Raw genomic sequence first — 13,185 nt, forward strand, 5'->3', positions numbered from 1 at the left:
GCTGGTCCGCGGGGCCGGTCCCGCCCCTCTCCTCTGTGGACCGTCCGGGTGATGCCCCTCACCAGGCGACGAAACTACAGTGACGTAGTTTTGTCGATCAAGACCTCTGGGGAAGGGCGAACCGAGATGATGGGACCGTCTCACGCGCTGTCCGGCGCAGCGGTGTGGCTGACCGGCTCCTGGGCGCTGGACCAGTTCGCCGACTACCACCAGACACCGCTGGCGCTCGCGGTGGGCACGGCGGTCTGCGCGGGCGGGGCGCTCTTCCCCGACCTCGACCTCTCCGGCAAGGTGACCCGCAACCAGGGCGGTGCCACCGTGGCCCGCACCTTCGGCGTGGTCAGCCTGTTCATCGCCGAGGTGGTGGAGAAACTCTCGCTGGGCGTCTACTACGCCACGAAGCTGAGCAAGGATCCGAAGCGCAACAACGGGCACCGGACGTTGACCCACACCATCCCGTTCACCGTGCTGGTCGGTTGGGGCACCACCGCGCTCTGCGCCCACTACGGCAAGTGGGCGGTGGTCAGCATCCTCTTCTTCATGATCGGGCTGGCGCTGCGCGGCCTCTTCGACGGGTGGGCCGAGCGGGCCGGCTGGGTGATCGTCACCCTCGTGTCGGCCGGGGCCGCCTGGTTCACCTTCGCCAACCTCCCCGGCGACCGGGGCTATCCGCTCATCGGCATGGCGGTCGGCGTGGGCTGCTTCGTGCACATCCTCGGCGACATGATCACCCGGGCCGGGGTGCCGATCCTCTGGCCGATCCCGATCAAGCGGCGGATGTGGACGATGATCGGCCTGCCCAACAGCATCGCGCTGCGGACCGGGAGCAAGGCCGAGACCATCGTGCTGCGGGCGGCGATGACCATCCTCGCGGTGCTCGCCGCGGTGGGGCTGGTCGCCCCGTCGGTGCTGCAACGGTTCAACATCCAGGTGTGACCTCATTCGACGGGCCGGCCGCCGCGCCGCCGGCGACGGCCGGGCCGGCGGACCACACCCGTCCGCCGGCCGAGGACGCCGCAGTGCCGGCGTTCTGGCGGCGGCTGGGCCTGCCCGGGCTCGCCGACGTGCACACCCACTTCCTGCCGCCCCGGCTGCTGCGCAAGGTGTGGGCGTACTTCGACGCGGCCGGCCCGCTGGTCGGCACCGAGTGGCCGATCCGGTACCGGTGGAGCGACGCCGAGCGAGTGGCCCACCTGCGCCGGCTCGGCGTCCGGGCGTTCACCGCGCTGGCGTACCCGCACCGGCCCGGGATGGCGGAGTCGCTGAACCGGTGGACGCTGGACTTCGCCGCCCGCACCCCCGGCTGCCTCCCCTCGGCCACCGTCTTCCCGGAACCCGACGCGGTCCGCTACGTCGCGGAGGCGCTGCACGCCGGCGCCCGGGTGTTCAAGGTGCACATCCAGGTAGGCGCGTTCCGGCCGACCGACCCGGCGCTCGATCCCGTATGGGGGTTGCTGGCCGAGGCCGGGGTGCCGGCGGTGGTGCACGCCGGGCACGCGCCCGTGGCCACCGTCCACACCGGACCGGAACCGTTCGCCGCGTTGCTCGCCCGGCATCCCCGGCTGGCCGCGATCGTGGCGCACCTGGGTGCGCCGGACTACGACGCCTTCCTCGATCTCGCGGAGCAGTATGAGCGGGTGTGCCTGGACACCACCATGGCGTTCACCTCGTTCTTCGACCGCTTCGAGCCGTTCCCGGCGGCGGACCTGCCCCGGCTGCGTGAGCTGGGGCTGGCTGGGAAGGTGCTGCTGGGCAGCGACTACCCAAACATTCCGTACCCGTACGCCGAGCAGCTCGCCGGGCTGGCCCGGCTCGACCTCGGCAACGACTGGCTGCGCGCGGTCTGCTGGGGCAACGCGGCCGCGCTCTTCAACCTGTCCTGAGAAGCGTCGATCGAGGCGGGCGGTCACGCTCCCCGCGCCGACGGCTCCTCACCGAGGCCGGGATCGTCACCGCGGACACCGCCATCGCCACCACCATCCACCAGGCTCAACTTTTCGACGGGGAACTACCTCACGCAGGCCACGACTTCAGCGTCAATCTCGCGAGCACCCCCATCGAGGTACTCGCTTACGCACCCAGCCGGGAACGGGTGAAGCGCGACGGAATGTGACGGGACTCCATAGCCGCCCCGGATGAGGCATGCTGGCTTCGTGGATGCAGGCGCCCCTGTGGAACGAGTCGATCCCATGGCAGGGCCTCCTCAGCCGGAGGAGGCACGGGACGCCGCGGAGCTGGTGGCGGCGCTACGCCGATTGCGGTTGTGGTCCGGGCTGACGTACCGCCAGCTGGAGGCTAAGGCTGCTGCGGCTGGCGCGGTGCTTCCGAGCAGCACGATCGCCACCGCCCTGGGCCGCCCCACCCTGCCCCGCGAACAGCTTGTCGAGATGCTGGTCAGGGCCTGCGGTCTCGGCAAGGCCGAGGTGGACCGGTGGCTCGCCGCACGCAAGCGCATCGCGATGCTGGACGAGGGCTCCCCACAGGCGGACGCCCAGACCGTGGCGATGAAGCCGACCGAGCCGTGGCCTGCTCTCTCGTCGACGCCTTCCGAATCTGGTACGTCGCGCGTCCGCCGATCACGTAAGCCGGTGCTCTTGACGCTTGTCGGGGCCCTGTTCCTGGTCGGACTGGGCATCGGCGGGTACGCGTCGGCCACCGATGACGACCGGCCGGCGACCGCGCGGACTCCGGCTGCCGGCGTCTCGGCGGCTGGGATGGGCCCGCCCATCGGCGATGCTGGCAGTTTCGTCCAGATCCGTGCGGCGCGATCCCCTGAGCTGTGCCTCAGCGAGGGGCGCGACGAGCGGGGCCGCTACCCGACCGCGGTCGCCGCCCTCCGGCCCTGCCCGGCCGCGCCCCCGCGCACCTTCCTGGAACCGGTCGGTGCCGAACTGGTGTTCATCAAGTGGCACAGTCCCACGGAGGGGATCGGCTGCCTCACGCTGCTCAGCGACGGCGTCGCCGAGGACATGCTCGAGCCGTGGAACGACTGCAGCGAGGCCCGTCTCCAACAGCTGTTCCGGTTCGAGCGGCTCGATCGGGGTCCGGTCGACCATTACCGGCTACGGTCCGCGTACAGCGGGCGGTGCATCGGTCTGCTCGACGGCACCGCCGCAGCGGGCAGGACAGCGGTGCAGGAAGACTGCACGGAAGGCCCTGAGCAGGAGTTCCTGATCGACCTGTTGCCGCCGGCCTGAGCCCGGGCCGGCACTGCCCGGGCCCGGTCTCGCGATCAACCGCACCTGCTGGTGTAGCCGGATCTGCTGTAGGACGTGCCATCGCTCAACGTGACCGTCACAGTCCAACTGGCCCCGCTACCACCGACGAACTCCCAGCCGGACCTGCTAGGGAAGTTGCCGGTGAAGGAGCGCCCGCTTGTGCTCAGCGAAACGGTGCCCGATGGCGATCCATAGCTCGGGTCGACACCGCTCGCGGAGTACGACACGTACGCGCTGCTGATGTTCAGCGTCGTATCCGCGATGCTGCCGCTGACATAGACCCCCCAACCGCCTGGATAGCCGGTTGCCTCACAGAAGCCGGAGGCGCTCACCACGGGGGTCGGCGCCGGCACCGGCGGACTGCCCTTGATCTGCCCGACCTCGCTGGCGGTGGCGGCATGATCCAGGACGTGCACGTCGTCGACCTCCCCCTTCCACCAGTACATCGGCGCTCCGTAGCCGCTGCCGAACTCGCGGCCCACGATGAATGCCCGGTCGGCGAACCAGGTCGCCCGGTAGCTGGTCGATCCCACCAACGAACCGTTGACGTAGAGCTTCAGGGTTCCGGCCGAATGGTCATACACCCCCGCCAGATGTGTCCACCCGCCTGCCTGTGGGGTTCCGCCCCGGGCAGCGGCGTACTCGTCGCTGGTCCGGCTGTCCTGTTTGGCCATGCGGAACGACCATGCGTTCGCGCTCTTGTCATAGAGCAGGCTGAACCCGCTGTCGTTGATCCCATCCTGGCTCAGTAGTGTGGCGGAGGCGTTCAGGTTGTCCAGGCGCCCCCAGCCCGCGACGGTGAAGCTGCGGCCCGCGGGGACGACCGGCCCGCCGGTTCGACCGTGCGCGCCGTCGTACACCCAGTCCGGTCTGGTCTGCCCCTCCAGGCGCAGTGCCTTGCCGGACGGGACGTCGATCCGGCTCGCGCGGTCGACCAGGGCCAGCGTGTGGTCGTTGTCGCTCACGTCGGTCGCCACCATGCCGCTGGCCTCGTCGAAGGTCCAGCGCGCGTTGGGACCCCACTTGGGCCAGTCCATCCACGTCTTGATCTCGGGAGCGGACAGGGCTTGTTGCGTCACGTGGACGTCGTCAATCGTTCCGGGCCAGGTGCCGACCCGGAAACCCTCGTCCTGCCAGCGCCCGAACACCAGCGAGCTGACGGCGGGTTGGGCGTTGGCGAACGGCGCGGTCCCGCTGAGCCGGCCGTTGACGTAGAGCCGGATCTGTCCCGCGGCCTGGTCGTACACACCGGCCAGGTGGGTCCAGACACCGACCTGCTCCGCGATGTCGCTCTGGACCCAGGCGGGCTGACTACCAGCGACACGATCGTCGGGAGTGTCGGCGGCGTTCGCCGCGAACACCCACCCGTTGGGCATGTCCCAGCCGCGGGAGACGCCGAGCTTGAACCGGCTGTCCCAGCGGCCGTCCTGGCTGACCGCGATGTACTGGTCCTGTACTGGCAGCCGGTCGAGTTTGACCCAGGCGGAAACCGTGTAGCCGGCGTTGGGTTCGATCACCGCACCGTCCGTGTGCGCCCAGCCGCCGTCGAACCGGGCCCCGCCGCCGTGCCGAGCGCTCGTCCAAGAGGCCTGGGAGTACAGCACCGCGGTGTGGCGGTTTCCGGAGCTGTCGGCCGCGGCGATGCCGCTGTTCTCGTCGAGTCGCCAGTGCCCTTCGTTGCCGGGCCGCTCCAGCCAGCCCATGTCGTTGCGGATCATCGCCTCGGACACCGCCGTGTCGAAGACAGTCACCTCGTCGAGGTCGCCGACCCACGCCGGGCTGTCGTGCAACGGCCCAATCCGGAAGGGCCCACTGGCCGTCCAGGGGGTGGTGAATGGCGCGGTGCCGCTGAGCCTGCCGTTGACGTACAAGCGGATCTGGCCGGAGGCCGGGTCGTGCACGCCGGCCAGGTGAGCCCACACGCCAACCTGCGCGATGGTGTCGGATGTCGCGACCACCTCCGGCGCATCGGCCGCCGGCCCCGTTCGCATGGTGAACTGCCAGTGCTTGCCGATCTTCTGGTATCGCATGGCGAAGCCGGTGCTGGAGTGGCCCACAAGGTTGAGGGCCGCACCGTTGTCGGTGTCGTCGGAGAGCAGCCGTACCCATGCCATGACCGTGAAGCTCTGCGCCGTGTCGACGGCGCTCTGCGCGGCCACACCACCAACGCCGGGCCCGTCCAGGTGTATGCCCTGCGTGTCGTGCCCGTCCGCCCAGGACACCCCTGGGGTGAGCGTCAGCGTGCCGTCGGCGCCGGTCGAGGAGGAGTCCGACGCCGTGTCTCCTGATGGGTCATCGGCGAAGTGCAGGTCGACGACGGCCGGCAGATCCTTGACCCGAAACTGGTATCGCGGGTTTCTCGGGCCCCGGTTGCCCGCGGCGTCCACGCACCACACCCATATCTCGTACATCGTCGACAGTCCGCCAACCAGCGGCCGGTAGGACAGCGAAGCGGCGGCACCCGGTGACGGGGCCATGACCCGCCCCTGTACCGGGGTCTGCTTGGGCACCCGGATCTCGTAGTCGTACCCGGCCACGTCCGGATCACCGCCTGCGCCGAAGGTGAACTGGCCGACCTGGTCGACCCGGATACCGTACTGGGCCTGTCCGGGTTTGACCTGGATGAAGTGCTGGGACGTGACGGTCGGCGCCCTGGCCGGCCCGGTGACATCCACGGTGAACGGGCACCACGGGCTGTACGGGCCGGTGTCGACGCTGTCGCTGGCTCGCGCCCGCCACTCGTACCGGCCGCCATCGACCAGCACCCCGTCGGGCATGTCGTCGTACACGTACGTGCCGGGCACGGTCCGCGGTGGGGTGTGGAACGGCGACGCGGCACCGGCCGTGCGGATTTCGAAATCGATGCCGTGGCGGTCGCCGGTGTCGGCGTCGGCGACCGTCACCGACAGCTCGGGGGTCAGCGTGGTGACCCACATCGCCGGTGTGCCGGCGCATCCGGGCATGGTCGTGGTCGGCCGCAGGACGGGTGCTTCCGGCACCGAGTTGTACACCACACCGATGCCGGGCACCTTGTAGTCGTAGCGGGCGTCGTTTTCGAAGACCTTGCCGCCCACGCCGGCCTCGTCGGCCGCGAGTGCCAGGGTGACGTGCTGCCATGACTGCGCGGCGGCCGTGGTGACCAGTGAGGTGGCGTCGAACTCGGCCACCGGCGTGCCCGGGCAGGCCTCGTGGCCGGCCTTGATGGTGGTGACCGGGGCACCCACCTGTGCGATTTTGTTCGGCGCGTTGCTCCAGGTGGTACCGGAGTTGATCGTGCCGGTGTGCCACAGATAGACCGGTTCGGCGGCGCAGCTGTGGGAGTACAGCAGCGTGGCCCGGAAGGTCGCGCTGATGATGTGTTTGCCGGCGGCGAAGGACGTGTCGAGCTCGAAGTAGGAGCGCCATCGGCCGCCGGCCGGATCGGCCGGGTCGGCACCCACCTGCGCGTGCCATGACGTGTTGTAGTAGCTCTGGTCGGGCAGCGCCGACCACACCATCGCCCAGTGCGGGCGGGGCGTCGGCACCTCGGGATCCAGGTACAGCGGGTAGACCAGGTCCGGGTCGGACAGCACCGCTGGATCCGGGACGACGGTCAGGCTGTCCCGGCCGGCCGCCACCTTCATGGGGTGCTTGCGGGCCCGCGGCGACGAGTCCCACATGAAGGCGGGCAGCCGATCGCCGGTCAGCGTCCAGTTCTCGGTACGCAGGCCGAACCGGATCCGCGACACCGCCGGATGCCGTGCGGCCTCGGGTGTGTGTACCACCAGCTTCTCCGTGAACCCGGTGGGCGTGGCGGTGACGACGAGGTCGACACCGGGCAGCACGGCCGGATACGTCGCGGAGTCACCGGCCAGGCGCGGCCCGGGAAGGCGGCCAGGCCAGCTCAGCTCGACCCGCCGGGCGCCGTCGGTGAGGCTGGCGAACGGGCCGTCACCGCCGGTGGAGAAGCGTACGTCCGCGGGGGACGCCTTCGGTGCGATGAAGCCGCCCGCCTGTCGCATCAGGGTGGTGTCGATGGGCGCCCAGCCGTTGCCCCGCCTGACCCGCACGGGGCTCGTCTTCACCTCGGCGTACATGGTGCCGTCGGGGCGGGCGAAGACCTGCCTGGTCGGGGTGGTCAACGCGGTCACCTCTACCGGGCGGCCGGTGCGGCGGGCGGTCGCCAGACCGACGACCTCCCCGACCGGGCCGGGTTCCTGGCCCGCGACCGGCTCGCGGGCCGGAGGGGATCCGGCGGGCGCGGTGCCGCCGGAGCCAGGGACGGTAAGGATGCCCAGGACAACGAGACCCGACAGGGCCGCCGCCACACCACGGTTCACGACGCGCCGCCTACCGGTGACGAAGCAACGACGACCCGAGACCGGGTAGCGATCCGATGCCCGGCAACGTACCGGAGTGGCGTGGCGGGTCCCAGATCATCGACGGCCATCGGCCCAGCGATACCGAGGTGACGGGGCGGAGGCTACCCCAGCTCGATCCCGAGGAGGACGAGGACGCGGAGGGGGACCACGACGAGAACGAGGACGAGTAGCCGATGACGGAGGTCCCGATGTGTGTCCCCGAGGACGACGAGGAAGTCCCGATGCGCGTCGCCGGGGACGACGAGACCGCAGTCGCGTCGCCGTAGTCGGCCACCCACCCGTACGGCCGCGGCGTCACGCACTGGCCGCCCCATCCCCCGCAGTCGGTCTGCTGGTAGGTGTACCGGACCTGCGGCTCGTCGTAGGTGTCGTCGTCGTAGCCGCCGAAGTCCCAGATGGTGTCGCCGTAGTACTCCCAGCCGCAGCCCTCGCACACGAAGTAGTCGTCGTACGGCTGGCTCAGGAGGCTGTCGATCACTATGCCGCGCAGCTTGTCCGAGACCTTCTTCGAGATGAGCGACGTCGACTGCTTGGCCTTGAGCCCGTCCGGGTCCGACATCGTCACCGGGCTGCCGTTGGCATAGGAGTAGCCGTGCATCTGCTGCGGGTCGGCGGTGTCGACGACCGGATCGGCGGAGAGGAAGCGGCCGATCGCCGGGTCGTACTCGCGCGCGCCCAGGTGAACCAGCCCGGCCGGTCCGGCGGTGCCGCCGACGAATCCCCGTTCGCCGTCCCACCAGGCGGGCGTGGTGCCGCGGGTGGCGCCGAACGGAAGCTGGTAGCGGCGGGCGGTGGGCTGGCCGGCCTGGTCGGCGACCGCGGTCGTGGCCGTGCCCTGGTGGTCGTCGACCAGCCAGCTCAGCCGTGACGGTGTGCGTACCGCGACGACACTGTCGCCCTGCCGGTAGTAGCGCGTGGCCGTGACCGACCCGGACGCGGCCCGATGCACCTCCGTGTCGGTGAGATAGACGGTGGTGCCGGTCGCGTCACGCCGGATGAGCCGGTTGCCGTCGGCGTCGTACACGGCGGTCTCGGTACCGCTGCTGGCCAGCCGTCCCTCGGCGTCCCAGGTGAGGGTCTGCCCGGGCCGTGAGGTGGTGTTGCCGGACGCGTCGTAGCCGTAGTTCGCGGTCGCGGACCCGGTGGTCACCGACCGCACCAGGTGCGGCTGGGTCGCCTGGTAGGCGTAGGTCCGCGTGGTGTCGCCGGCCGCTTCGTGCCGCACCTCGCCGAGCCGGTTGCCGATCCGGTCGTAGCTGTAGTCGTGCCAGTACGGCGCGGGGCCGTCGAGACCACCGGTCGTCGGCGCAGCGGTGCAGTCACCGGCCGGCGTCCAGGCCTGAACGAGCCGTTGGAGATGGTCGTACCGGAAGCACTGGCGGTCGGTGGTGTCGTCCAGGCTGTCCGTGATGGAGGTGACGTTACCCGCGGCGTCGTAGGTGTAAGCCCGATCGGCCAGCCTCGGCTGCGTCGCCACGTCGCGGTACGCCGCCGCGTACGACAGCCGTCGGGTGGCCGGATCCCAGCTGTAGTACCGGGAGACCTGCCGCTCGGTGGGACCGGACGAGCGCGAGTAGAGCTCAGCCAATTCGTCATAGGCCGTGTCGGCGACGTAGGGCGCGAGCCCGGTCAGCGTCGTCGGGTTGCCCAGCGTGTCGTAGCCGTGGGTCAGGGTTTCCTGCGGCAGGCCGCCGACCGCCGGCAACGTGGTGGTGGCGGGCTGGTCGTCCTCGTGGTAGGTGAACGTCGTGGTGTACGTGTCGGCCAGCCCGGTCTCGATCGCCGGAATGGCCACGGCCACGCCCTTGCGCCGGCCCCGCTCGTCGTAGCCGGTGACGGCCGAGACGTACGCCGCGTTGCCGGAGTACCGCGTCGACGACGCGAGCAGCCCCTTGCCGCCCGGCGCGGTGTCGTAGACCCACTCGGCCAGCGTGGTGCTGCCCTCGCGGACAGCGGTGCGCCGGTCCAGGTCGTCGTAGGCGTACGTGACGGTCCGGCCGCGTGCGTCCCTGCGGGAGACGAGCCGGTCGGCGTCGTCGTAGCCCAGGACGACCGCGCCGGTGTCCGGCGCTTCGGCCCTGATCTGACGCCCACGGCTGTCGTAGGTGTTGCGCCGTACGTTGCCGGCCGGATCGGTGATCGACTCGAGCTGGCCCAGCTTCGTGTACGTGTACCGGGTGGCGTCGTACGCGCCGGTCGGCGCGCCACCGGCATACTGCCGCAGCTCGACGGTCCGGCCGTGTCCGTCCAGCACGGCGGTCGTCGCTGTCCCACCCTGCGGCGGGTCGACGTCCACCCGGTCGCCACCGTACGCGGTCGTGGTACGCCACTGCTGCGCCCCACCCGAGTAGAGGGCTTCGACGATGACCCGCCCCGCCCCGTCATAGGTGTACCGCGTTTCCCGACCCGGGGCCTTGGGCGCGGCCAGCAGGCTCGTCCCCGGCGCCCCGGCGTCCCAATGATCGTCGATGTCCCGGGACGTCTGGCCGGCGCTGTCATAGATGGTGTCGCTGACGATGCGGCCGCCGCTCGGGGAGCTTGTCTGAGTCTGCGCCGGGCGCAGCAGGCCGTCGTACAGTTCGTGGCTGACCGGGCCGATCAACGGGCGGGTGGTCACTACCGACGGCCCGCTCGCGCGGACCAGGTACTCGTATCGCACGTTGGGGGTCGCCGTGGTGGCCCGACCCGGCCGCCAGACCGCCACGAGCCGGCCCAGCGAGTCGTAAGCGGTGCGCGTGACGTTGCCGTTGGCGTCCGCGGTGGCCGAGACGGACCCGCGCAACGGCTCGAAGTCGGTGGTCACGGTGTGGCCCGCCGGATTGGTCACCACGGAACGGGTCACCGGGCCACCGCTCGCCGGCGTGTACGTGGTCCGTGTGACATGGCCCAGCGCGTCGTGCTGCTCCAGTGGGCGGCCGTAGCGGTCGGGAACGGTACGGGAGGCGGTGACGAAGCCGGTACCGTTCCACTCCTCGACCTTGGTGAGATCACCGACGTCGCTGTAGGTGTTCTTGACATCAGTCAGCGTCGGTGCGGTCGCGTCGCACGCCGCGTCGAGGGTCTCCACCCGGCCGACGGTGTTGATGATCCAGGTCGTCGTGTTCTCCGTGTAGGTGTTGCGCACGCAGGTGTCGTCAGCCGTGGTCGAGGTGTCGCCGAGGTCGCTGGTGTGCAGCAGCCGGCCCCGGCTGTCGTAGCCGAAGCGCTTCTCCACGGTGCGGGTTCCCCCGCCCGTGAGCGTGATGACTCTGCGCACCGACACCTCGTCGGCCAGCGTCGCCTCCAGCGTGCCAGAGGCGCGCACCCGGGTCGCGGTGGTACCCATGAGCAGCGGCTGGGACGTGGTACGGCTGACTACGTTGGCCCCGTCGAACACGGTGGTCTGCCGGGCCATCCCGCTGAACGCCGCCCGGTCGTCGACGCCGTCCACCGTGATCAGTCGCCGGCTTCCGTCCGCCTTCTTGTCGTCGTACAGGCCGCGCAGGAACACATACTCGGTGGCCGACTGGCCGGTGCGCACCCGCACCCGCTGGTACCCGCGCCACTGCCCCCAGGACTGCCGCGTGGTGGGCAGGATCTCGGAGTCATCGTGACTCCACAGCACGGCCCCGGGATCGAGGTACTCGTACCGGGTGACCTTCGCCGCACGCCCTGCGACCAGGTCCTCCTCGACCACCTCGTTGACCACGTACTTGTGGAACCAGTCCAGCGCGGGCCCGGTGCCGCCGGGGCTCCAGAACGCGGGGAAACACCTGCGTACGTTGGCATCCGGACTCGGGGTGCTGCCCACACAGTCGACCAGGGAGTAGTTGATTTCGACCTGCCCACCGGTCTCGTTGATGATGCCCTGAACTCGGTACTTGTTCAGGGGGACCTTGCCGTCGATCGCCTCGAGGCGGTTGGGCTGCATCGTTCCCGCGAACCGGACAGGCGGGAGCGTGACGGTGCCGCCGACGTGCCCCGCATGGACGATCGACTCCAGCCACAGCGCGGGGGCCGCGTCGGCACCACCGCCGCCGGTGTCCGGGAACGAGTGGGTCAGCGTCCACGAGTCGACGTCGCGGAAGCCGCTGCCATCGTTGACCTGCGTGGTGATCTTCGCCAGGCGCTTCGTGGACCAGAACGTCGGCGCGGTGTACGCGCAACTGCTGGTGCCGCACTCCTGGTCGTAGGGGACGTCGGGAAAGTTAGCCGGCTCACTGCCGGCACAGGTCGACCCGGGCAGGCATCGACCGGCCGGGGTGAACACCACCCGGGCCGCACCACCGCCGTACTCGACACCGACCGGGTGACCACTTCGCACGTACGGGGTGATCACTCCGCCCCGGCGATAGTTGTTGGTCTCCTTCTCGTACGTGTAGGTGATGGCGTCACCGTGCGGGTCGACGACCTTGTCCAGCATCCACCGGTAGCCCTGCTGGCACCAGGAACCGGCAAACGTCGACTGGTGGCAGGGCTCGCCGCCGTCATCACCGTAGACCGGCACCGTCCAGGCCGAGCTGGCGGCGGCGCTGCTGCCGAAGAAGTACTGCACGCCACCGGGCGAGGTCAGCCGCCAGTACTCGCCGTCGTTGTCCCCGTTGGCCGCGCCGAACAGCTGCTCGATCCGCCACCCGCTCTCGCGCTGCGTCGCCCACTTGCCGGTCGCCTCATCGCGCACCAGCTCACCGGTCAGATCGGGCAGCACCGCGACGGCGTTGTGCGACAGATAGCACAGGTCAGCGACGCCGGCCTGGCCGTCCTGGTCACAGGAGTGGTAGGAGCGCTCGATGTAGCCGGTGCGCAGATCGAACCCCTCGCCGACCAGCGACGGCTGATTGTTGGTCGACCCGACGCGCCCGTCGACGGCGCCGGAATTGTAGGAGAGGCTCAGGTCCGGGACCGGGCCCGGCAGCTGGGGCACCGTGATCGGGTACGACCAGGTGAAGTCGCCCGAACCCAGGCCCACCTGCCAGGTCGCCGAAGGCGCCAGGCTCGTCGCCCGGTAGCTGCCCGCGCTGCTGTCGGACGCGGCGGCGAGCGCGTAGACGCCGTCGGCGCCGGTCGTGGTGACCCGGCCCCGGGCCGGGTCGTTGCGGCTGCTGACCGGCTGGCCGTCGAGGCGTACGAGCTTGAGGCGCGCCGCGTAGTCGCCGCCAAAGGCGTGCCGGAAACCGGTGTAGTCCACCTCGATCGGCGCTCGCCCGCGCAGGCCGGCAACGCTGAAGACGAGGCCGGAATCCTTGCCGGAGCGCATCAGCCGCACGGTCGCCGACCGCCCGAGCCAGATCGGCAACGCCCCGGCGCGGGCCAGCTTCGGAGCCTCCGCGTCGACCTTCTCGACGTCACGCGTGGGCACCTCGACCTTCGCCACGCCGGGCGCCGGCCAGGCGACCGGGGGCGCCTTGCGCCACGCGTTCCTGCTGGCCGGATCGTCCATCGGCGCCCGGGCGGACACGCCCGGTCCAGGTTTCCCACTCAGCGCCGGACGGCCGACCGGCTCGGTGGGCGCCGCCTGCGCGGGAAGGGGTTGCGCCATGAGGGATACGGCGCACAGCAGGATCAAGCCGAGACGTCGCACAGCCAGCCTCCATCAACGAGTAGCCCCGCTCCTGGAACGGGCGGCT

Annotated in this window: 5 protein-coding genes; 3 read left to right on the forward strand and 2 right to left on the reverse strand. The window is 70.5% G+C overall.

Annotated elements, in window-relative coordinates:
* Positions 1 to 126 precede the first annotated feature (126 nt).
* From ABZ783_RS24050 to ABZ783_RS24060, 3 genes are all read left to right on the forward strand, one after another.
* Positions 127 to 936 carry a metal-dependent hydrolase gene (locus ABZ783_RS24050; RefSeq protein WP_357441914.1) on the forward strand — a complete coding sequence of 270 codons (810 nt, stop codon included), beginning with the start codon at positions 127 to 129 and terminating at the stop codon, positions 934 to 936.
* Between the two features lie 83 nt (positions 937 to 1,019).
* A complete protein-coding gene (locus ABZ783_RS24055) occupies positions 1,020 to 1,883 on the forward strand; it encodes an amidohydrolase family protein (protein ID WP_357442000.1) in 864 nt (287 codons plus the stop codon).
* Positions 1,884 to 2,153: 270 nt separating this feature from the next.
* A complete protein-coding gene (locus ABZ783_RS24060) occupies positions 2,154 to 3,197 on the forward strand; it encodes an XRE family transcriptional regulator (RefSeq protein ID WP_357441916.1) in 1,044 nt (347 codons plus the stop codon).
* A gap of 35 nt (positions 3,198 to 3,232) precedes the next feature.
* Here ABZ783_RS24060 and ABZ783_RS24065 read toward each other — a convergent pair whose 3' ends face one another.
* Together ABZ783_RS24065 and ABZ783_RS24070 are read right to left on the reverse strand one after the other, a co-directional pair.
* Positions 3,233 to 7,537: a LamG-like jellyroll fold domain-containing protein gene (locus tag ABZ783_RS24065; protein ID WP_357441918.1), complete on the reverse strand. Its 4,305-nt coding sequence runs from the start codon at positions 7,535 to 7,537 to the stop codon at positions 3,233 to 3,235.
* 10 nt (positions 7,538 to 7,547) lie between these two features.
* Positions 7,548 to 13,016: an RHS repeat-associated core domain-containing protein gene (locus ABZ783_RS24070; RefSeq protein WP_357441920.1), complete on the reverse strand. Its 5,469-nt coding sequence runs from the start codon at positions 13,014 to 13,016 to the stop codon at positions 7,548 to 7,550.
* Positions 13,017 to 13,185: the final 169 nt, after the last annotated feature.

The sequence above is a fragment of the Micromonospora sp. NPDC047738 genome (assembly GCF_040642675.1).
GTDB lineage: Bacteria > Actinomycetota > Actinomycetes > Mycobacteriales > Micromonosporaceae > Micromonospora.

What these genes read in the sequence shown, in the direction of transcription:
- ABZ783_RS24050 (WP_357441914.1), top strand. Translation starts at nt 127, where the DNA reads ATGATGGGACCGTCTCACGCGCTGTCCGGCGCAGCGGTGTGGCTGACC.